The sequence below is a fragment of the Mesorhizobium sp. B2-1-8 genome, assembly GCF_006442545.2.
GTDB lineage: Bacteria > Pseudomonadota > Alphaproteobacteria > Rhizobiales > Rhizobiaceae > Mesorhizobium.
The window spans coordinates 70602-92164 of record NZ_CP083952.1 but is presented as its reverse complement, the minus strand read 5'-3'; the positions used below and the strand labels follow the sequence as shown (position 1 = coordinate 92164).

The following is a 21563-nucleotide window of genomic DNA, read 5'->3' as shown; positions in this document are numbered from 1 at the left end:
GGGAACGACATGCATAAACAAGGATTCTAGAACGCACGCGCCGCCGGCTGTCGGCGGCAACGGAAGGAGGCAGAGATGGCCGAACGGTCTTTTGCCAAGGAAGTCGAAAAACTCAGGCTCGGCGCCGGCGAGGAATTTGCCGGCGAGGGCATCCTCGCCATCACCAAGGCGCTGCTGCAATGCGGCGTCGGCTATGTCGGCGGCTACCAGGGCGCGCCGATCAGCCATCTGATGGACGTGCTGGCCGACGCGCAGGACATTCTGGGCGAGCTCGGCGTGCATTTCGAGGCCAGCGCCTCGGAAGCCACCGCCACCGCCATGCTCGCCGCCTCGGTGCACTACCCGATCCGTGGTGCCGCGACCTTCAAGTCGACGGTCGGCACCAACGTCGCTTCAGACGCGCTGGCCAATCTCGCCTCCGGCGGCGTCACCGGCGGCGCGCTGATCATCGTCGGCGAGGATTATGGCGAGGGCTCCTCGATCATGCAGGAGCGCAGCCATGCCTTCGCCATGAAGAGCCAGGTCTGGCTGCTCGACCCGCGTCCGAACCTGCCGTCGATCGTCAAGGCGGTGGAGGATGGTTTCGAGCTGTCGGAAATCTCCAACACGCCGGTCATGCTGCAGGTGCGCATCCGCTGCTGCCATGTGCATGGCCATTTCATCGCCAAGGACAACAAGCGCCCGCCGATGACGGTCGCCGATGCGCTGGACGCACCGCGCCGCGACACCGGCCGCATCGTGCTGCCGCCCGCCTCCTTCCTGCACGAGAAGGAGAAGGTGGCGAAGCGCTGGCCGGCAGCGGTGGATTTCATCACCAGGAACAAGATCAACGAGTTCTTCGGCTCGGACCACGGCTCGGTCGGCATCGTCATGCAGGGCGGCATGTATAATTCGGTCATCCGCGCGCTGCAGCGGCTCGGCCTTGCCGACACCTATGGCGACACCGATGTGCCGCTCTACGTGCTCAACGCCGTCTATCCCCTGATCGACGACGAATTCCTGTCTTTCTGCGAAGGCAAGCAGGCGGTGCTGGTGGTCGAGGAAGGCCAGCCCAACTACATCGAACAGGCCTTTGCCGCGATGATGCACAAGGCGGGGCGCGGCACCAGGCTGGTCGGCAAGGAGCATCTGCCGATGGCCGGCGAATATACCGGCCAGGTCATGCTCGACGGCATCGGCGCCTTCCTGCGCGCCGAGGCACCGCATCTGTTGCCGGGCGAAGTGCGCGCGCCCAACAAGATCGGCGACGGCGTCGACACGGCTGATCTGATCAACGTCGTGCCGGGCCGCCCGCCCGGCTTTTGCATAGGCTGCCCGGAACGGCCGATCTTTGCTGCGACCAAGCTGGTCGAGCAGGAGCTCGGCAAGCACCACATCGCCTCCGACATCGGCTGCCATCTGTTCTCGATCATGCCGCCTTTCGAACTCGGCGCTACAACCATGGGCTACGGGCTGGGTCCGGCCTCGGCCTCGGCGTTCAATTCGCCCGACGCCAAGCGCCGCTCGATCTCCTTCGTCGGCGACGGCGGCTTCTGGCACAACGGCCTGACCTCCTCGATCGGCAATGCGGTGTTCAACAAGAATGACGGCGTCATCGTCATCGTCGACAATTTTTACTCCGCGGCCACTGGGGGGCAGGACATCCTGTCGTCGCGCGCCGGCAACAAGACGAAGTCGACCAAGCATCCGATCACCGAGGCGGTGAAAGGCATGGGCGTCAAATGGCTGCGCCACGTCGACCGCACCTACGATGTCGGCAAGATGCAGGACACCTTGCGCGAGGCGCTGACGACGGACGAAAAGGGGCCAAAAGTCATCGTCGCTTCGTCGGAATGCATGCTCAACCGCCAGCGCCGCGAAAAGCCGCTGGTCGACAAGGCGATCAAAGGCGGCGAGCGTGTCGTCAAGCCGAAATTCGGCGTCGACGAGGACATCTGCACCGGCGACCATGCCTGCATGCGGCTCTCCGGCTGTCCGTCGCTGTCGGTGAAGTCGCTGGACGATCCGCTGCGCGACGATCCGGTCGCATCGATCGATCAGAACTGCGTCGGCTGCGGCAATTGCGGCGAGGTGGCGGACGCGGCTGTGCTCTGCCCGTCCTTCTACCGCGCCGATGTCGTACACAATCCAAGCCGCTGGGATCGTTTCCTCGAAGCCACGCGCCGCGCGACGATCGGCGTCCTGCAGAGGCGGCGCGAAAGCCGGCGCCTGACATTCGCCGATGCTTGAGCCTGTTCCCTCCCTGCGTCCCAGGTCCGGTGCTGCCGATGAGCCGGTCATCAAGCTAGCCGTGCTGGCGGTTGGCGGCCAGGGCGGCGGCGTGCTCGCCGACTGGATCACCGATGTCGCCGAGCGCAATGGCTATGTCGCGCAATCGACGTCGGTCGCCGGCGTCGCCCAGCGCACCGGCGCCACCATCTATTATATCGAAATGGCCCGCGACACGGGCCGCCTGCCGGTCTTCGCCCTGTCGCCCTCGCAGGGCGATGTCGACATATTGATCGCCGCCGAATTGATGGAAGCCGGCCGTGCCATCATCAGGGGCTTCGTCACCCCCAACCGCACCACGCTGATCGCTTCCTCGCACCGCATCGCCGCCGTCTCGGAAAAGATTGAACCGGGCGACGGCCGCGCTTCGTCGTCCAAGGTCCAAGCCACGGCGGAAGCCGCGTCGAAGCGCTTCATCGCCTTCGACATGGAGAAGATCGCCGCCGACAATGGCTCGATGATCTCTGCAAGCCTGCTTGGCGCGCTGGCCGGCTCCGACGCACTGCCGTTCACCCGTGAAAGTTATGAGCAGGCGATCGGCACCGGCGGCCGTGGCGTCAAGGCCAGCCTCGCCGCCTTCGGCGCCGCGTTCGATCGCGCGCGCGGCATGGCGGCAACACCTTCGTCAAAGCCGGCGGAGCCGGCGATTGCCGAATCCGCCCTGGGTCCCGGGCGCGTGAGCGGTCCACAAAACCTGTTGCAGGGATGGCAGGCGCTGGCCGCTCGCATCGACCAGATGCCGGTGGCGGTGCGCGACATGGCGCTTCGCGGCTTGAAAAAGGTCGTCGACTATCAGGACATCGCCTATGGGCGCGAATATCTCGACCGGCTGGACAAGGCCGTCGCGCTGGACAGCGCCGGCCACGCCCATGCGCTGTCCATCGCCGCCGCCAAGCATCTGGCCAATGCCATGTGCTACGACGACATGATCCGCGTCGCCGATCTGAAGACGCGTTCGACCCGCGACAGGCGGGTCCGCAAGGAGGTTGGCGTCAAGGACGGTTCGGTCCTGCAAGTGACCGAATACTTTCATCCGCGCATCGAGGAGTTCTGCGGCACGCTGCCGGCGGGGCTGGGCAGCTACATCGAGAACCGGCCCAAACTCGCTGGCTTCCTCGACCGCCGCATCAACCGTGGCCGCCGCATCCGCACCGACAGCTTTGCCGGCTTTGCCGCCCTGTGGTTCATCGGCGGCCTGCGCCGCTGGCGTCGCCGCCTGCTGCGCCACCAAGTCGAGACGGCGCATCTGGAACGTTGGTATACGCTGGCGCTTGGCTACGTACCCTCAGACTATGCGCTGGCCGTCGAAATCCTCAACTGCCGCCGGCTGATCAAGGGCTACAGCGACACCCATGTCCGCGCCCAGTCGAAGTTCGACCGGGTACTCTCATCTCTCGACCTGCTCAAGGGCCGCGACGACGCCGCCGACTGGATCCGCCGCCTGCGCGAGGCGGCGCTGAAGGACGAGAAGGGCGACATGCTCGATGGCGCGCTGAAGACCGTGGCAACGCTGGGATCATCTTCAGTCATCTGAGTTTCAACGGGCGGCCTCCGCCGATTGCGCCGCCAATCGCCTCCGTGACTCTAGCCACGGCAACACGGCTGGCCGCCACCGTTGCATCTTCTCTCCGATCAATCCGCTCTTCGTGAACGTCGTTCATTTTTCTCTTGAACACTGTTCACATTGTGGTACGTTGGCACCATGAACATTGTTCATAGGGAGAAGCGGAAATGTTGAACAACTCCACGTTGACGCGGGGCAGGGTCGCTGGCCGGAACGAGCCTGGGCCTGCGATCCCGGGGAAGATCTGACCGGTAAGAAGTTTAACCAGCTCACGCTATTACAACGATTGAAACAGCGCATGAACCCGCGGGGATCACCGGAGCATCGCCGCGTGGTTCCGCCAAATGGGAAATCGCCATGAACACGCATCTCATGCTTTCGCGGCGCTTCGCGCCGCTTTTCTGGACGCAGTTCCTGTCCGCCTTCAACGAGAATTTCCTCAAGAACACGCTGGTGTTCCTGATCCTCTTCACACTTGCCGCCGATCAGGCGGCCTCGCTGGTCACTTTGGCCGGCGCCGTGTTCATGGCTCCGTTCCTGCTCCTGTCGGCGCTGGGCGGCGAGATTGCCGACCGCTTCGACAAGGCGCTCATCGCCCGCCGGCTGAAATTTGCGGAGATCGGCGCCGCCGCCGTCGCGGTCGTCGGCATCGCGCTGTCCTCCATTCCCGTGCTGATGACGGCGCTGTTGATGTTCGGCGTCATCTCAGCACTGTTTGGGCCGATCAAATACGGCATCCTGCCCGATCATCTCGAACGCCAGGAGTTGCCCCGCGCCAACGCCTGGATCGAGTCGGCGACCTTCGCCGCCATCCTCGGCGGCACGATCGTGGGCGGCATCGTCTCCGCCGACGGCATTGGTGTCGCCGTCTTCGGCCCGATGATGATGATCCTGGCGGTCGGCTGCTGGGTCGTCAGCCGTTCCATCCCTTCGACCGGCTCGGCCGCGCCGAACCTTGTCATCGACTGGAACATCTTCCGCTCGACATGGCGGCAGGTCAGCGAATTGCGCACCGACACGCGCATCTGGCGCGCCGGATTGATGACCTCGTGGTTCTGGCTGATCGGCGCCATCGTGCTTTCGATCCTGCCGACGCTGATCAAGGATCAGCTCGGCGGCAACGAGATCGCGGTCACCGCCTATCTCGCGGTGTTCGCCGTCTCCATCGCCATCGGCTCGGCGATCGCCGCCTGGATGTCGCAGGGCCGCATGGTGCTGCTTCCGGCGCCGGTCGGCACGGCGCTGCTGGCGCTGTTCGGCTTGCACCTTGCCTGGACGATCTGGAGCATGCAGCCTTCGCCCAAGGCCGAAACCCTTGGCCTCTTCTTCGCCGGGCCGAACACGATCCGTGTTGCGATCGACCTTGCCGGCATGGCCATTTCCAGCGCCTTCCTGGTGGTGCCGACCTTCGCTGCCGTGCAGGCCTGGTCGCCCGAGGCGCGCCGCGCCCGCGTCGTCGCCGCTGTCAGCATCGTCAACGCCGGCTTCATGACGCTGGGCGGCATCCTCGTCGCCGCCATTCAGGCCGCCGGCGTCTCCATTGCCAGCGTGCTGTTCGGGCTTGCCGCCTTCAATGCCGTGGCCGCCTGGCTGATGTTGAAATATCTGCCGACCAACGCCTTCCGCGACTTCGTCTCCATTCTCTTCCGCGCCTTCCATAGGCTCGAAGTGGAAGGGTTGGAGAACCTCAAGGCCGCGGGCCCGGCACCGATCCTGGCGCTCAACCATGTCAGCTTCCTCGACGGTCCGCTGGCGCTGACGCTGACCGATGAAGAGCCGGTCTTCGCCATCGACTACACGATCGCGCGGGCCTGGTGGATGAAGCCGTTCCTCAAACTGACCCGAGCCCTGCCGCTCAATCCGGCCAAGCCGATGTCGACGCGCACGCTGATCAAGATCGTGCAGAACGGCGACCCGCTGGTCATCTTCCCGGAGGGCCGCATCACCGTCACCGGCGGGCTGATGAAGGTCTATGACGGCGCCGCCATGGTGGCCGACAAGACCGGCTCGATGGTGGTGCCGATCCGTATCGAGGGGCTGGAGAAAAGCCCCTTCTCGCGGCTGACGGCGCAGCATGTCCGCCACCGCCTGTTCCCGAAGGTCAGGGTGACCATATTGCCGCCGGTCAAGCTCAAGGTCGACGACGAGCTGAAAGGCCGCAAGCGCCGGGCCGCCGCCGGTGCCGCACTCTACCAGGTGATGTCCGACCTCGTCTTCCGCACCCAGCATATCGACAAGACCGTGCTCGAAAGGATCATCGAGACGGCGACCGAGCGCGGCATGAAGCAACTCGCCGTGCAGGATCCGGTCGCCGGTTCGCTGAGCTACGGCAAGCTGCTCACTGGTGTCGCCGTGCTCGGCGAGAAGTTCGAAACGCTCTATGCCGGACAGGACACGCTCGGCATCATGCTGCCCAACGCCAATGGCGCCTGTGCTGCGCTGCTCGGCGTCATGTCGGCCGGCAAGGTCCCGGCGATGATCAACTTCACAGCCGGTGCCGCCAACATCCTGTCCGCCTGCAAGGCGGCGCAGGTAACCACCATTCTGACCTCTCGGGCTTTTGTCGAGCAGGCCAAGCTCGGCGCGACGGTCGAGGAGGTCGGCCGGTCGGTGAACATCGTCTGGCTCGATGATCTGCGTGCAACCATCGGCCTCAAGGATAAGCTGCTTGGCCTGTTGCGCAAGAGCACGCCCAGGGTTGCCCGCAAGGCCACCGACCCGGCCGTGATCCTGTTCACCTCGGGCTCCGAAGGCACGCCGAAGGGCGTGGTGCTTACCCACCGCAACATCCTGGCCAATGCCGCGCAGGCCGCCTCGCGCATCGATTTCCATTCGGGCGACAAGGTGTTCAACGTGCTGCCGATCTTCCATTCCTTCGGGTTGACGGCGGGCACGGTGCTGCCGCTGGTGTCGGGCGTCCCCGTCTATTTCTATCCGTCGCCGCTGCACTACCGCATTGTGCCGGAACTGGTCTATGCCTCGAACGCGACGATCATCTTCGGCACCGACACCTTCCTCAACGGCTATGCGCGCACGGCGCATCCCTATGATTTCCGCTCGGTGCGCTATTGCTTTTCCGGTGCGGAGCCGGTCAAGGCCTCGACCCGCGAAACCTATATGGAGAAGTTCGGCCTGCGCATTCTCGAAGGCTACGGCGTTACCGAGACGGCGCCGGTCATCTCCATCAACACGCCGATGTACAACAAATCAGGCACGGTCGGAAAAATCATGCCCGGCATGGAATGCCGCCTGGAACCGGTGATCGGCGTCGAAGGTGGCGGACGGTTGTTCGTGCGCGGCCCCAACGTCATGGCGGGCTATCTCAGGGCCGAAAAGCCTGGTGTGCTCGAACCGCTGCATGATGGCTGGCACGACACCGGCGACATCGTCAGCATCGACGAGGCCGGTTTCGTCAGCATCCGTGGCCGCGCCAAGCGCTTCGCCAAGATCGGCGGCGAGATGATTTCGCTGGCTGCCGTCGAGGCGATGGCGGGCGAGCTATGGAAAGGTTCGCTCTCGGCGGTCGCGACCGTGCCGGATCCGCGCAAGGGCGAAAAGCTGGTGCTCGTCACCGAAGCCGAAAGGGCGACGCGCGCCGAGTTTCTGGCCTTCGCCAAGGCGAACGGCGCCATGGACCTGATGGTGCCGGCCGAAGTGCGAGTCGTGTCGCATGTGCCGGTGCTTGGCTCGGGCAAGATCGACTTCGTCGGCGTGACCAAGCTGGTGCGCGGCGAAGACTTCGCGCCCGCCAAGGTCGAGGCCGCCTGATCACCGACAAGAGCGAGGCGACGCCGCGTCAGGAAACGCGGCGTTGCCAGAGCCTCAGGCGATCAGGTTCATCATCGGCTTCACCGCACCCGAGTCCGGAAACACTTTCTCGCCGAGCACGGCGGCCGAAAGTCCGAACTGGTCGGCGAGCAGGCCTTTCAGCACCGCCCTGACATCGCTGGTCGGCGCAAGGTCGCGCTGCTGGTAAAGTTGCGCCGGCTTCAGCCCCGGCCAGTCGGCGATGACGCGGCCGCCCTTGATCGCGCCGCCGGCGAGCAGCACCACGGTGCCGGTGCCGTGATCGGTGCCGACCGTGCCGTTGATCCGCGCCGTGCGGCCGAATTCGGTGATGGCGACGATCGCCGTATCCTTCCAGCGCTCGCCGAGACCTTTTTCGAATTCCTCGAAGGCACCGTCGAGGCCGCCGAGCAAAGTGGCGAGCCGGCCGGTCGCGCCGCCTTCGTTGACATGCGTGTCCCAGCCGTCGAAGGCCAGTGCCGCGACGCGCGGCCCGTCATCGGCCGCGATCAGCCTGGCGGCACCTTGCGCGGCCTGCCGCATACCGGCGGCGCTGTCGAGGCCGCCTCTAGGCTTCATCGCCTTGGAGCCGATCTGGTCGTCGAGCGCCATGCGGTCGGCGTCGAGGCCCTTTTGCAGCGCCACCGCCAGAACCGGGTCGCGGTGCTGGTAGAGATCGAGAACACGCGTCGCGAGGTCGCCGGCGGGCGCCGGTAGCGATTGCGGCGCCCAGCCGAGTACTGGTGCAGCGCCACGGATCACCAGCGGCGTCGACGGCCCGACGGCCAGGCCGCCAAGCGTCGCCACGCGGTCGCCCGCCGGCAGGTTCTCGAGCGCCCGGTTGAGCCAGCCGGTAGCGACATGGCCGGGACCGGCAAAGCCGCTTTCCAGCACATCCTGTCCGTCGAAATGCGAGCGCTCGCGATAGCCGGTCGCCGCCGCATGCACGACCGCCGCCTGGTTCGCCTTGAACAGGCGCGCGAACTCCGGCATCGCCGGATTGACCGCGAAGAAACCATCGAGCGGCAGCGCCGCATGCGGGCCGGAAAGCGATAGCGCGATGTCACCATGCAGGCCGGCATAGTCGGGATCGCCGACCGGAGCGATCGCCGACAGGCCGTCCAGCGCGCCGCGCAGTACGATGACGATCAGGCGCGGGTCGCGATTGTCGGCGGCGCGGGCGAAGCGCGGCAGATAGGCCCAGGCGAACAGCGAGCCGCCGGTCATCAGCACGGCGCGGCGGGAAGGATGAGGTGTTTCACACAGCAGGCTCATGACATTGTCTCCATTGTCCGCGCTGGCGCTATCGGCGCTGGAATTCGGGCGCCATCAGCAACAGCGCCAGGCCTTGCTGCTTGGACTCGGCGCGGGCGACCGCCTGGCGCGTTTCCGGCGAGGCGGAGGGACCGATGACCGCGTCGAGCATGTCGTTGGGATTGCCGATGTCTTTCACTTGCCTGGCAGCCTGCCAGGCGATGTCGAGCCGTGTCTTCATGCCCTCCGCCGATGCCCAGCTGTCCGCCTGGTCGGAAAAGCCGTTCGGTCCCGGCGGCCGCCAGAGCGGCTCGCCCAGCGCGTTGAGCCATTTGAGCGGCTGGCCGGGATCGTTCGGTCCCGGGCCGGCCGCCCGCCTGATGGCGGTGACATAGTCGAGGGGCGAGCGCATCTTGGCCAATGGTGTCGACCACGCCTCCGGCAGGTCGATGAGCGCCGCCGCCAGTGCCCTGAGATTGCCGTCGTTCTTGATGAACACCTTGGCGAGACGGGCGACCGCCGCCGGCGGCGGATCGTCGGCTATGAAATGGCGGGCAAGTTGCGTCGCGATGTGTTGCGCGGTCGCCGGATGACGGGCGATGTCATCGAGCGCGGCCTCGGCCTGCCCCATGCCGCCGGCCGGATAGGTCTTGCCGAGCAGCACCGCCTCGCCCGGCTCGTGCGCATTGGCGTTGAAGACGAAACTGCCGGGTTCGCCCAGCCGTCCTTCCCGTCCGGCCATCGTCCAGCCGGTCAGGATGCGCGCGAAGCTGGTGACGTCGGCCTGGCTGTAGCCGCTGCCGACACCGAGCGTGTGCAGTTCCAGGATCTCGCGGGCGAGGTTCTCGTTGAGGCCGCGCTGGCGGTTCTTGCCGGCGCGCGAATTCGGGCCGATAGAGTGCTGGTTGTCGAGATAGAACAGCATCGCCGGATGCCGCTCCACCGCCATGAGCATGTCGGCGAAACGCCCGAGCACGAAGGGCCGGATGGCTTCCCGTTCGAAGGCCCCGGCGCTGGCGCGCACGATGTTGCCCTTCGCCACGGAGACGCAGAAATGGTTCGACCAAAAATAGACCAGACGCTCGACGAAGCCGGCCTCGGCCCGCAAGGCTTTGTCGAAGCGCGCCTGCGCCTCGGCCCGGAACAAGGTGACCTCGACAGGCGGCACGGCGGGTTTGGCCTTGGCAGCGGGCGACGACACGCCCGATGCGGCCGGCGGCGGCATAGCCGAGGCCGAGGCTGGCGTGCCCGTTGCCGGCTGCTCTGTCGCCATCCGCTCCCGGTCCAGCTTGCGCTGGAGGTTTGCCGCCATGCTGGCCTGGATGGCAGACGTGCTTCCCTCGAGATCGGTGTAGGCCGGATCGTCAGGCGAGATCATGGCGACGTCCGGCCGTCGCAGTTCCGCCTTGAGATAGCCGCGAGGGTCGTTCGCCAGCCTGTCGCGGTCGCCAGGCCGGGCCCCGAGCCCGAAGCGATTGAAGGCAATCAGGGCTGGATCCAGTAGGGCGGAACCTTTAGCCGGGGCTGCCATGTCAGCTCTCCATGGTTGGATATCACGGGAGGCGCGCGACGCCCGACTGGGCTGTTTCCCAGCTCAAGTTGGGAATAGGCGGCCGGGCCGGCGTGTGCCGCCCGGCCCCCCACGCGCCTACCAGCGATGCCAGCGGTGCCAGTGGCGGTGCGGATGCCAGCCGTAATAGGCCGGGCCGTGCCAATAGCGGTAGCGCGGATACACCACGACACGGTTGGGAACGCAGCGCCCCCAGTGATTGGGATGCCAGCCGAGCCCGCAGCCCCAGGCCACATGCTCGATCAGCGCCGGGGCGGCCGGTTGCACCGTCATAGGCATGGCGGCGGACGTCGCGACGGTTGCGCCGGTTCCGGTCAAGGCGAGGACGGCTGCTGCCGCGTATTGTGTCAGACGATTCATGACGTTACTCCGAATGTTGTCCGAGAATGAAAACCTGTTCGTACCGATTGGTCCGGCAGGTCTGCCCTTCCCCCAGTTAAACGGCCTTGCGAGCGTTTTCCGTCGGTCGTCACGGCGATTTTTTTGGTGCTACGGCCGCGCGGCGTTCCACATGGCGCATCAGTGCCGCGGCCAGCGCGCTCCGGTTCTGCGGCGATGTGTTCGCCGCGAAGTCGACAATGGCCTGTTCAAGCCGCGTGCGCACGGTCACGTCAGCGTTGCGCGCCCGCTCCAGGGCGGCGGACAAAGCCACGGTGTCCACAACGGGTTGGCGCAACAGGTCCGCCGCCTCCTGCCTTGCCTGCTGGCCGTCAAGAATAGTCTGGCGGGCTTCAATGCGTACTTGCCGCAGCGCCTTGCGAAAGGACTTGCGATCTTTTTCGGGAAGCTGTCCGCCAACCGACTCCAACGAGTACCCGGCGCCTGCCCTGGCATTTCTCAGCCAGACGGCCCCGCTGACAAATGCCCCGGCAAGAAAGACGTTCAGCACGACCGAGGCGATGACCAGACCACGAACCCAGCGCGCGCTCATAGGCTCTCCTCACCATTTTCGGCATCGGGGCCGGCATCGCCGAACGCCGTCGCGTTGGCATCCAGCACATAGTGATCCGATCCGGTTTCCGGCGTGACAACGCTCACCAGCGCCAATCCGGCAACGGCGCCCGCCAGGCCAATGCCGGCGAGACCCAGGCCCAACCACCAGAACCGATGGTGTCGGCGCTGGACGAGGTGCCGGTCGGCCGCGCGCAGGATGCTGCCGTGCAGCGCCTTGCCGGGATGCTGGACCCGATAGCTGTCGAGCAGGGCGTCAAGTCTGCCGGCGTGTCGCGAAATGGCCTGGCCCGCTTCGCTTGACGCAAAGGCCCAGGCGGCTTCGCGTTCTGCTTCCGGCCAGCGGCGCACATCGCCGCCATAGGCTTGCGCGAGCGCCGCGAAACGCTTGGCATCCATTGCCGGCCCGTCTTCGATGTCTTCAGCCATTTGTTTTCCCCTTGCCCCTTGGTGCCGGGTGCCCACGCGGGTTGGAAACGACGCAGACCACCCGGACACCCGCAAGGCGGGTTGAATGTACAGTATTTGGGCGCGCGCCTTTCTCAGTCATCGCAGCCATCCCTGGCCAGCATCGCCTGCAGCGCCCGCCGGCCGCGCGACAGCAGGCTCTCCAGGGCATCGACACTGATCTCCAGGGTCGCGGCCGCCTCGATGTTGGACATCTCCTGGTAGTAGACCAGGATGATCGCCTCGCGCTGGCGTGGCGCGATTGCCTGCAAGGCCCGCTCGACCCGATGCGCCTCGTCGCCAGGATGGGAATCGGGAAGCGGGGCGGGATCGACAATGTCCGGCACTTCGTCGGTCACCCATTCGCGGCGCCGACGCAGCCGGTCGTAGCAAAGGTTGAGCGTGACGCGGTGGATCCAGGTGTCGAAGCGTGCATTGCCACGCCGCCACTTCGAGGCATGACGCCAGATGCGCATAAAGGTTTCCTGCGCGACATCCTCGGCCTCCGCCGCATCGCCCAGCATGCGCACGGCAAGCGAAAGGATACGCGGCAACTTCCGCGCGACGAGCGCCTGCACCGCCGCGGGATCGCCAGCACCGACCCGACGAACCAACTCCTCGTCCGGATCGCCGCTCATCGGCTGGCGCACTTCCGATATCCATCACACGTCATAGCCTCTTGGTCACTGCTCCGGCTTGGGAGCGGATTTGTGGCCCGGCATCTCGTCGGCCGTCAGCATGCCGTCGCCATTCTTGTCGAGCCGGGCAAAGCGCTTGGCGAAGAACGCATCGAGCTCGGCCCGGTCGATCAAGCCGTCATGATTGGAATCGATGCGCGCGAAGGATTTGGCCGGATCGCCCTTGACGTTGCGCTTGGCCTGAAAAGCCTCCCACTCCAGCAGGCTGATCTTGCCGTCGCCGTCCGTGTCGGCGGCCATGATCGCCTTCTCCCGCCGTTTCTGGAACTTGGCCAGTGTGATGTCGGACTTGGCGGCCGACGATGTAGCAGCGGGCGACGCGGCGGCCGGTGGCGTCGCGGCCGGTGGCTGTGCCGCTGTCTGGGCCGGAGCCGCGGTGGTCAGCAGGCTCAAGGCAGCGGCAAGGATCGAACGGCGTATCATGGCTTTACGTCTCCGGTTGGCGCATGCCATGGCCCAATGCCATGGTCACGCTTCAACCGTTAAACGTCGCGATCGGAGAAATCCGTCGGCCACCCATGCCGATCACGCCGCTTGCCGGCGATGACGGACCTTCGCGGCCCGGGGAGCAGCAGAACACCTCCTCCAGCGCGTCTGGATACGCCCGGGCCGGCCATTCCTTGGCGAAAGCGGGAATTACGTCGATTGGTCGGCGGCTACCAGCTGCTCCTGCTTGAAGCCGGCATGCTGCGGCGTCCACACCTCGCCCTCTTTGTTGAACCAGTGGCACAGATACATGCCGGAAGCGGCGCCGTCGCTGACCGTCATCTTCGGGCCTCCCGACCTCAGCTTGACGACGTCTCCGGTCTTGAAAGTGTTGGGCATTTGGACCTCCCATGCTGACGCCTGTTATTTCATACCAAAACCGGTGTCCCGACAATGGCATATGGGTCTTCTGGGTTGCCGCCTTATGCGGCAACGCGGATCGCGCTCCAGGGGCGAACCGGCGACCTCCGCGGATCAGTCCACCTCGATCACACGCCGCGCCTGCTTCCTGACCGGCTCGCGTCGGCGCGCAGGCGGAGACTTGTCCGCCAATGCCTCCTGCTGCAGTCTCTGCTCCCTCAGGCGAGTTGTCTTGGCGTCCCTTGCGTGACGCTCGGCATCCAGCACCCGCTTCGCCTCGCGGTCCGCCCTTTCGAGCCTTTCCTTGTCGACACGCCTTGGCAATTTGAAACCTCCTGTCCGTAGAAACCACGGCAGGAAATGTGCGACCCAAGCGTCTGTTCCAAAAAACAGGCGTCTGTTCCAAAAAAATAGAAACGCGCGGTCCATCATTTGCTGTTGTGATTTGAAAAAGGCCCCATCGCACCTTCTCGACGCGTTTATAGGGCCGGAGGACCTCGCGCCTGGGCCGGTATCTGCAAGTCGCACGACTATCCGGCTTGGCACAAGCAAACGGCCAGGATTCGGGCCATCTTCCGCGCACCCGAGCTGCTTCGATCATTGGTTTGAAAACTGGTGCCGCTTAGGTGACTCGAACACCTGACCCCATCATTACGAATGATGTGCTCTACCAACTGAGCTAAAGCGGCCCGGGAGGCCAGGACCTCCAAGATGGGCAGGGTGATAGACTCAACGGGCCGCGAATTCAAGATGCGACTTGGCAAATCATGCGAAGAGCGCCGCCGCGATCGAAACCGGGGTTCTAGCGCCCCTGCATGCTGGAATCGGCGCCATGTTCCGATTTTGTTTGCCGGAACATCGCGAAGATGGACTTTGGACGGCACGTCGAGGCAGAATGCGGCCGCCCGCCCGTTGATTGATTGGTCGCCTGCCGCTAACCATCGTGAAAGCTTGTGGCAATTTGCAGAGGGATCTCGCTTGGACGCGATCGAAAAAGCGATCCGGAACGCCTTGGAAAAGGGCAATGCCGAGAACCGAGCGTTCCGCGAGAGGGTCTATCGGTCGGCCTTCGCCGCGCTCGACCGTGCGCTCCAGGCCAATCCCGGCGTGACGGTGGAAGTCGCCATCAAGCGCCGTAAGGCGATTCAGGCGAAAATCACCGAAATCGAATCGGAGTACCTGCCGGCGGTGCCCGGCGTCGCCCCGCAGATCGACGCGCCGGCGGGCGAGGCCGAGGGCGGCGCAGCGCCTGCGGTCGAGGCCGGCCCGAGGGCGCCATCGCCCGCTGTCACCGTCGACGGCCCCGTGCAGCCCGCCTCCGACGCGCCGCGCTCGCGCGTGCTGCCGGTGGTTCCCGACATCATGCCCGACGCCAACCTTCCCGGCGCGCCAGCCATCGACATGTCGGCTCCCGCAGCGCCGGGAGCCGCGACGGAAGTGACCCCAGACCGCGATGAGCGGCGCATTCGCGGCCGGCGCCTGCCGCTGACCGCCATTTTCTTCACGGTCACGCTGCTCGCGGCGATTGGCATCGGACTGTACTTCGCCATGCAGACCGGTGTGTTCAAGACGGCCGCGCAGCTCAACACCGCGCCGCCGGAAGCGCCTCCGACGGTCGAGGACCCCGATTTCACCCCGGCCGACGGCGCCAACGCGCCGGCAAAGCCCGGTGCCGCGGACCAGTCGCGCGCCTGGATCAATGTGTTTTCACCGACAGATCCGACCCATGTCGCCGCCCCGTCGGACGCCAAGGCCGAGGCCGTGAAGGATGACAGTGGGCCGTTCCTGCGCATCCAGTCCGGCGCCTCCGGCTCGGCGATCGCCTTCGATGTCGGGCAGGGCGTGCTGGAAAAGCTCGCCGGCAAGCATGCCGTGTTCGACATCATCGCCCGCGCCGAGGACGGCAAGGACACGCAGATCTCCGTCGACTGCAATTTCGGCGAACTCGGCGACTGCGGCCGCAAGCGTTACGCGGTCGGCCAGCAGAAAAACGAATATCTGTTCGACGTGAAGTTCCCCGACAAGCATCCGGGCTCGGCCGGAACCATCGCCATCAATTCCGATTTCGACAAGCAGGGCAAGGCGGTCAACATCTACGAGATCCGCGTGTCGATCGAGCCTTGAACTGAATCGCGACCGACATATCGACGGTCCTTAGAGCGGTTCAGTGTTTGTTGGAATCGCCGAACCGCTCTAACTCTTTGTTTTCACGCAATTCCCTAGGGAGAGCGCTACGCGCTTTTCCCGGGAAAGCCGCTACGCACTTTTCCTGGAATTGCTCTAGCGGTCGAGCAGCGCCTGCAGGGTTTCGATGCGGTCGGCCTCGTTGGCCGGCTTGTCCCAGCGCAACCGTGAAATCCTGGGGAAGCGCATGGCCACACCCGATTTGTGCCGGGTCGAACGGTTGAGCCCCTCGAAGGCGACTTCCAGCACCAGGCCATTGTCGCGATCGGCGCGCACCGAGCGCACCGGTCCGAAGCGCTCGACGGTGTTGTCCCTGACATATTTGTCGATCTGCTTCAGCTCCTCGTCGGTGAAGCCGAAATAGGCCTTGCCGACCGGCACCAGTTCCTCCTCGCCCGTGGCTCCGGACCAGACGCCGAACGTGTAGTCGGAATAGAAGCTCGAGCGCTTGCCGTGGCCACGCTGGGCATACATCAGCACGGCGTCCACCGTGTGCGGATCGCGCTTCCATTTGAACCACGGCCCCTTCGGCCGGCCAGCGACATAGGGCGAATCCCAGCGCTTCAGCATCACCCCTTCGATGATCGGATGCGGCGGCGCGCGGCGCAGGTCCTCGAGCGCCTGCCAGTCCGTGAAGTGGACGAAGGGGGAAAGATCGAAGCGGCTGGGGTCGAGCGTCCCGATGAAGGCTTCGAGACGGCCGCGCCGCTCGCGGAAGGACAGTGGGCGCAGATCCTCCGCGCCGATCTGCAGCAGGTCGTAGCAACGCATGAAGGCCGGATATTGCTGCTGCATCTTCGGCGTCACCGTCTTGCGGTTCAGCCGTTGCTGCAGGTCCGAGAAGGTGCCCGTCGCGTCTCGCGGATCGCCGACAAGCAGTTCGCCATCGAGCGTCGCGGAAAAGTGCATGGCGTCGGCGAGATCTGGAAAGGCGCCCGAGACATCGTCGCCGGTGCGCGAATAGAGCCGGCGGATGCCGCCTTCGGCCACCGCCTGGACGCGGATCCCGTCCCATTTCCATTCCGCCGCATAGTCCAAGGGATCGAGCTTTTCGAGGTCGCCGTCGCCGATCGGATTCGACAGCATGACCGGGCGAAACAGCGCCATCGCCGTGTTGCGCGGTTTTTCGGCCTTGCCTTCCAGCCAGGCGAACAGCGCCGTGTAGGGCGGCGATAGCCCATGCCAGAGCTCCTCGATCTCGGCCATGTCGACCTTGCCGAAATCGGCCAGCGCCTGTTTGGCCAGCCGCGCCGAGACGCCGATGCGCAGGCCGCCGGTGACCAGCTTGATGATGGCAAAGCGCGCCGAGATGCCGGCGCTGTCGAGCAGCCCCGCCAGCACCTTCGGTCCATCGGAGCGGCTCGCCGCCTGCAGCTTCGCCACAACTTCGCCAAGCGTCGGCTCGCGGTTCGCGATCCCGCCAGGCGTTTGCGGCCAGACCAGCGACACCGTCTCGGCGAGGTCGCCGACATAGTCGTAGGAATAGCCGAACAGCACCGGGTCCATGCGTTCGATGACCAGCGTGCGCAGCATGGCCGGCTTGACCGCGGCAATCTTGAGATCGCCGGTGATGGCGGCCAGCGCCAGGCCGCGATCGGGATCCTCGACGCTGCGGAAATAGTCGGTCAAAAGGGTCAACTTGCCGTTGCGTGATGGCATCAGCACCAGGCGGTCGAGAAGCTCGGCGAAGCGGTTCATGGCTGGACGCACCACGCCAGTAGTGAAAGCCGGCGCGAGGCGCCCCCCTCTGTCCTGCCGGACATCTCCCCCTCGAGGTGGGAGATCGGATGTCGCGACGGCTTTCGCCAATCTTCAACGCAGAAGCAAGGGCGCAGCCGCCAAAACTGCCAATCTCCCCACTCGAGGGGGAGATGGCCGGCAGGCCAGAGGGGGGCGCCGAAGGGCGCGGCATCGATGGGTGTCATCCTCAATCGCCCTCGTCCTCATAGCCCACCAGATGCAGTGGCCTGGCCGCTATCCCTTCCAGTTCGCACCAGCGCACCAGCGCTTCCTCTCGGCCGTGCGTGACCCAGATTTCCTCGGCGCCGGTCTGCTTGATGGTGACGATCAGTTCGTCCCAGTCGGCATGATCCGAGATGATGAGCGGCAGTTCGACGCCGCCTTGCTTGGCGCGCTGGCGGATGCGCATCCAACCCGACGCAAAGCACGAGATCGGATCGGGAAAGCGCCGAGCCCAGCGGTCGGCGAAGGCCGATGGCGGGCCGACCACGATGGCCCCGGCGAAATCCTGCTTGCCGCCGCTCTCCACCGTCGCCGGCTCGAGTTCGCCGAGATCGATGCCCTGGCTTTGGTAATACGCGCTGAGCTTGGCCAGCGCGCCATGGATGTAGAGCGGCTTGTCGTAACCGGCGTCGCGTAGCAGCCGCATCACGCGCTGCGCCTTGCCCAGCGCATAGGCGCCGACCAAGTGCGAGCGCTCCGGAAATTGCGCCGCCGATTTCAAGAGGCGGGCGATCTCTTCCGTGTCGGGTGGATGGCGAAACACCGGCAGGCCGAAGGTTGCCTCGGTGATGAAGACGTCGCAGCGGATCGGCTCGAACGGCGCGCAGGTCGCATCCTTCTGCCGCTTGTAGTCGCCGGAGGCGACGATGCGCCTGCCCTGGTGCTCGACAGCAATCTGCGCCGAACCCAGCACATGGCCCGCCGGATGAAAGGTGACATCGACGCCGTCGATGGCAATCGTCTCGCCGAGCATGGCTGCCTGCGTCGTCCCGGCAAAATCCTCGCCATAGCGAAGTCCCATGATATCGAGCGTCTGCTGCGTCGCAAGCACCGAGCCGTGGCCGGAACGAGCATGGTCGGAATGGCCGTGGGTGATCAGCGCCCGGTTCACCGGCCGCACCGGGTCGATGAAGAAATCGCCCGGCGGGCAGTAGAGGCCTTCGGGCCGGGGATGAAGCAGGTCGCTGGCGCGCATGGTCCCAAGATAGGATATAATTCCGCTGCGAGAAGCCCGTTGCCCCAGACTGCTGACTCCCCGGGCAAAGCCAGCTCAATTCGGTTCAGCTTCGGCATGCTTTGCTCTACAGAGATGGCGGCTGGCTACCCTGCCGGTGGAACCATCATCATGAAACCGCTTCAGACCTCGTCGGGCGACCCGAACGCCGATCGCCGTGCAGATTATGCCGAAATGCTCTTTGCCTCAGGCGATCATACTGCTGCGGCCGAGTTGCTGCTCGGTGCGCTGGAACTGGCGCCGCAATGGGCAATGGGCTGGTTTCGGCTCGGCGAGATGCAGGAGGCATCAGGCAGGCTCGACCTTGCGGCGCAAGCCTGGATGACGTCGCTGAAACTCGATCCGGCCGATCGCCAGGGCGCGGCCCTCAAATTGCAGCTGATCGGCAAGGGTCCGGTCTCCATGGCGCCGCCCAGTGCCTTTGTCGAAACGCTGTTCGACCACTATGCGGAGACATTCGAGGAGATGCTGGTCGGCAAGCTCGACTACCGGCTGCCCGAGGTACTCGACGCCGCCATCCGCAAGGCAAGGCCAGGCCGCTTCCGCCTGGCGCTCGACCTGGGCTGCGGCACCGGATTGATGGGCGAGAGGCTGAGGCCGATCGTCGACCGGCTGGAGGGGGTCGATATCTCGGCAAGGATGCTGAGGATGGCGCGGGCAAAAGGTATCTATGACGCGCTGACAAAAGCGGATTTGCAGGACTTTTCCTATTCCGGCGACATGGCCGATCTGGTGATGTCAGCCGACGTGCTGATCTACATCGGCGGGCTCGAAGGTTTTGTGGGAACGGTCGCCGGCCTGCTCGCCGAGGGCGGCCTGTTTGCCTTTTCCGTCGAGAGCTTGGCGGATGGCGGCGACTTCGCGCTGCAGCCGTCGCGGCGCTATGCCCATTCGGAGGGCTATGTTGGACGGACCCTCGAGGCCAACGGCCTCTCGATCGTGGCGCTGGAGCCGACCACCATCCGGCAGGATCGCCGCGAGCCCGTCAAAGGCCTGGCCGTCGTGGCACGGAAAGCTCATGCCATGTGAGGGCAGCCCTTTGTACTGCTGCGAAAAAGTCCGATTTGCGTGCGCGACTGATATTTGCGATCTGGTCGCGTCAGGGCGGGATACCAGGAGGAGCACTTCGATGCGCTGGAACATGATGATCTTGGCGTCTTGCCTGGCAACCACCGGCTGCGTCGGCAATTCAGCATCCGAGCGGCAGGACGCCAACGTCGAGTCCTCGCTGCAATATGACAGCGTGCCATGCGATCAGTTGCTGGGGCAACGCAACGGGCTGGCGCAGCAATACAACCTCCCGACGACCGCCAAGCCGGCCTTCTCCAATCCTGCCATGGGCTTCGGCCCGTTCACGCCCGACTTGCGCTCCAAGGCCCAGCGCGACAGCGACAAGGCGTCAGGCGAAATCGATGCCATGAACCGGTCCATCGACCGCCGCGACTGCGGCAAGCCGGACAAGCAGAAGAAGTTCGCTCTGCCCGGCTGATGATCCAATCGCAAGGCTCCATCCGGTGAATCTCTCGGACTTAGGCGACCGCATCTGTATTTTGGGGCCGTCCAACAGCGGCAAGTCGACGCTTGCCGACGCGATCGCGCGCAAGCGTGGCCTGACGCCCATCCATCTCGATCTGCTCTTTCATCTGCCCAACACGGATTGGGAGCAGCGCCCGAGGGACGAGTTCATTGCCTTGCATGACGCCGCGATCGCCGGCGAGCGGTGGGTGATGGACGGAAACTACTCGGTTTGCATGCCGCAACGCTTCCAGCGCTCGACGGGATTGATCCTGCTGGACATCTCCACCTCGGCAAGTCTGCTGCGTCATTTCAGGCGAACCCTGTTCGAGAGGGAGAGGCGCGGTGGCCTGGAAGGCGGGCGCGACAGCATCAAATGGGACATGATCCACCACATCGCCGTGGCCACGCCGGAAAACCGGCAGAGATACAGGGCGATGTTCGAGCGGATCGACCTGCCAAAGCTGCAGCTGCCTTCGGTTCGGGCGATCAAGAAATGTTTTCAGGACTGGGACTTGGCCAGGTGACGACGACGTCTGGCTAATATCCCGCCTTGCGGTCCACCAGATTGTCGAGCTTCTCGCCGCGCTCGAAGGCGTCCATCTGGCGCAGCATGATCGGCGCCAGGTGCACGGGATCGGAAGTCGCCGCGGCATGCGGCGTCACGAACACTTTCGGATGGCGCCACAGCGGATTGGTCTTCGGCAGCGGCTCGACTTCGAACACGTCGAGGCTCGCTTCCTTCAGCGTGCCGTCGTCCAAGGCCCGCACGATGTCGGCATCCTTCTGCAGCCGCCCGCGTCCGGCATTGATCAGCACCGAGCCGCCAAGCCCGTTGCGCTTGCGCAATTCCTTCAGCACGCCGTAATTGATGATGCCTTGCGTGTCCGGAGTGAGCGGCAGGAGCACCACCAGAATGTCGGTGGCGTTGAGGAACGGGATCAGGCCCGCTTCGCCGGAATAGGTCGCCACCCCCTTCATCGGCCGGTCGCTGCGCGACCAGCCATTGACCGCGAAGCCGAGCGACAGAAGCACCGAGGCCGCGGCCCGGCCGAGACTGCCGAGACCCATGATGCCGACGGAAATGTCGCCGGCCGGCCTCTGTTGCGGTTCGTGCCAGATCTTCTTCAGCTGCTGCGACCGGTAGAGCAGGCCCTGGCGATGATGGTCGAGCACTCGCCAGACGACGTACTCGGTCATGTACTGCGTCAAGTTATCGGCGACGACCTTGACGATCGGCACGTCGGGCAGGCCGGGATCGGCGAAGATATGGTCGACGCCGGCGCCGATCGAGAAGATGGCGCGCAGATTGGGCAGCGACGACATCAGATTGGGCTTGTGCTTCCACACCACCGCATAGGTGATCGAGGGATCCTTGGCGCCGTCCGGCTCCAGCACCACCTCGCGCTCGGCCGACAACAGGTCGCGCCAGCGCTGCGGATGAAAGCCGGTGACGGCAAGCAGGATACGGCCTTTTTCCATCGCGGTTCGTTCAGTCCTTCC

19 protein-coding genes and 1 tRNA gene are annotated in these 21563 nt (G+C 65.1%); 7 read left to right on the top strand and 13 right to left on the bottom strand.

The annotated features are described in order from the left end of the window. Positions 1 to 75 precede the first annotated feature (75 nt). From FJ970_RS00445 to FJ970_RS00435, 3 genes are all read left to right on the top strand, one after another. Positions 76 to 2229, top strand: coding sequence for an indolepyruvate ferredoxin oxidoreductase subunit alpha (locus FJ970_RS00445; protein ID WP_140757941.1), 2154 nt, complete (start codon positions 76 to 78; stop codon positions 2227 to 2229). Continuing rightward, a complete protein-coding gene (locus tag FJ970_RS00440; RefSeq protein ID WP_140757940.1) occupies positions 2222 to 3802 on the top strand; it encodes an indolepyruvate oxidoreductase subunit beta family protein in 1581 nt (526 codons plus the stop codon). The genes FJ970_RS00445 and FJ970_RS00440 overlap by 8 nt, the downstream gene beginning before the upstream one ends. A gap of 387 nt (positions 3803 to 4189) precedes the next feature. Then, positions 4190 to 7600 carry an acyl-[ACP]--phospholipid O-acyltransferase gene (locus tag FJ970_RS00435; protein WP_140757939.1) on the top strand — a complete coding sequence of 1137 codons (3411 nt, stop codon included), beginning with the start codon at positions 4190 to 4192 and terminating at the stop codon, positions 7598 to 7600. Positions 7601 to 7654: 54 nt separating this feature from the next. Here FJ970_RS00435 and FJ970_RS00430 read toward each other — a convergent pair whose 3' ends face one another. The 10 genes from FJ970_RS00430 to FJ970_RS00385 all read right to left on the bottom strand — a co-directional run bounded on the left by FJ970_RS00430 (position 7655) and on the right by FJ970_RS00385 (position 14073). Beyond that, positions 7655 to 8893: a DUF1501 domain-containing protein gene (locus tag FJ970_RS00430; protein ID WP_140757938.1), complete on the bottom strand. Its 1239-nt coding sequence runs from the start codon at positions 8891 to 8893 to the stop codon at positions 7655 to 7657. A 28-nt stretch (positions 8894 to 8921) separates the two neighbouring features. Further along, on the bottom strand, positions 8922 to 10403 hold the full coding sequence (locus tag FJ970_RS00425) for a DUF1800 domain-containing protein (RefSeq protein ID WP_140757937.1): 1482 nt from the start codon (positions 10401 to 10403) through the stop codon (positions 8922 to 8924). A gap of 117 nt (positions 10404 to 10520) precedes the next feature. Then, positions 10521 to 10802 (bottom strand): GCG_CRPN prefix-to-repeats domain-containing protein, encoded by a 282-nt coding sequence (locus FJ970_RS00420; protein ID WP_140757936.1) that lies wholly within the window; start codon positions 10800 to 10802, stop codon positions 10521 to 10523. A gap of 109 nt (positions 10803 to 10911) precedes the next feature. Beyond that, entirely contained in the window at positions 10912 to 11373 is a 462-nt protein-coding gene (locus tag FJ970_RS00415; protein ID WP_140757935.1) for a periplasmic heavy metal sensor, read from the bottom strand. After that, a complete protein-coding gene (locus tag FJ970_RS00410) occupies positions 11370 to 11822 on the bottom strand; it encodes a hypothetical protein (protein ID WP_140757934.1) in 453 nt (150 codons plus the stop codon). The genes FJ970_RS00415 and FJ970_RS00410 overlap by 4 nt, the downstream gene beginning before the upstream one ends. Before the next feature lie 113 nt (positions 11823 to 11935). Then, positions 11936 to 12478 (bottom strand): RNA polymerase sigma factor, encoded by a 543-nt coding sequence (locus FJ970_RS00405; RefSeq protein WP_140757933.1) that lies wholly within the window; start codon positions 12476 to 12478, stop codon positions 11936 to 11938. 45 nt (positions 12479 to 12523) lie between these two features. Beyond that, positions 12524 to 12961, bottom strand: coding sequence for an EF-hand domain-containing protein (locus tag FJ970_RS00400; RefSeq protein ID WP_140757932.1), 438 nt, complete (start codon positions 12959 to 12961; stop codon positions 12524 to 12526). A 213-nt stretch (positions 12962 to 13174) separates the two neighbouring features. Then, positions 13175 to 13363 carry a YodC family protein gene (locus FJ970_RS00395; protein WP_140757931.1) on the bottom strand — a complete coding sequence of 63 codons (189 nt, stop codon included), beginning with the start codon at positions 13361 to 13363 and terminating at the stop codon, positions 13175 to 13177. Between the two features lie 135 nt (positions 13364 to 13498). After that, positions 13499 to 13708 (bottom strand): hypothetical protein, encoded by a 210-nt coding sequence (locus FJ970_RS00390; RefSeq protein ID WP_140757930.1) that lies wholly within the window; start codon positions 13706 to 13708, stop codon positions 13499 to 13501. A 289-nt stretch (positions 13709 to 13997) separates the two neighbouring features. Continuing rightward, a tRNA-Thr gene (locus FJ970_RS00385) sits at positions 13998 to 14073 on the bottom strand. Positions 14074 to 14362: 289 nt separating this feature from the next. Between FJ970_RS00385 and FJ970_RS00380 the strand changes: the two genes are divergently transcribed. Then, positions 14363 to 15508: a hypothetical protein gene (locus FJ970_RS00380; protein WP_140757929.1), complete on the top strand. Its 1146-nt coding sequence runs from the start codon at positions 14363 to 14365 to the stop codon at positions 15506 to 15508. A gap of 156 nt (positions 15509 to 15664) precedes the next feature. Here FJ970_RS00380 and FJ970_RS00375 read toward each other — a convergent pair whose 3' ends face one another. Beyond that, positions 15665 to 17266, bottom strand: a complete 1602-nt coding sequence (locus FJ970_RS00375; RefSeq protein ID WP_140757928.1) for a cisplatin damage response ATP-dependent DNA ligase — start codon at positions 17264 to 17266, stop codon at positions 15665 to 15667. A 229-nt stretch (positions 17267 to 17495) separates the two neighbouring features. Then, the gene (locus FJ970_RS00370; protein ID WP_140757927.1) at positions 17496 to 18506 is read right to left on the bottom strand and encodes a ligase-associated DNA damage response exonuclease; all 1011 of its coding nucleotides are present in this window, start codon (positions 18504 to 18506) and stop codon (positions 17496 to 17498) included. A 150-nt stretch (positions 18507 to 18656) separates the two neighbouring features. On the opposite strand from FJ970_RS00370, the gene FJ970_RS00365 reads away from it, so the two are divergent. The 3 genes from FJ970_RS00365 to FJ970_RS00355 all read left to right on the top strand — a co-directional run bounded on the left by FJ970_RS00365 (position 18657) and on the right by FJ970_RS00355 (position 20587). Continuing rightward, positions 18657 to 19574 carry a class I SAM-dependent DNA methyltransferase gene (locus FJ970_RS00365; protein WP_140757926.1) on the top strand — a complete coding sequence of 306 codons (918 nt, stop codon included), beginning with the start codon at positions 18657 to 18659 and terminating at the stop codon, positions 19572 to 19574. Positions 19575 to 19674: 100 nt separating this feature from the next. Beyond that, positions 19675 to 20034, top strand: a complete 360-nt coding sequence (locus FJ970_RS00360; RefSeq protein ID WP_140757925.1) for a hypothetical protein — start codon at positions 19675 to 19677, stop codon at positions 20032 to 20034. A 25-nt stretch (positions 20035 to 20059) separates the two neighbouring features. Beyond that, positions 20060 to 20587, top strand: coding sequence for an AAA family ATPase (locus tag FJ970_RS00355; protein ID WP_140757924.1), 528 nt, complete (start codon positions 20060 to 20062; stop codon positions 20585 to 20587). A 13-nt stretch (positions 20588 to 20600) separates the two neighbouring features. Here FJ970_RS00355 and FJ970_RS00350 read toward each other — a convergent pair whose 3' ends face one another. Further along, a complete protein-coding gene (locus FJ970_RS00350) occupies positions 20601 to 21542 on the bottom strand; it encodes a 2-hydroxyacid dehydrogenase (protein ID WP_140757923.1) in 942 nt (313 codons plus the stop codon). Positions 21543 to 21563: the final 21 nt, after the last annotated feature.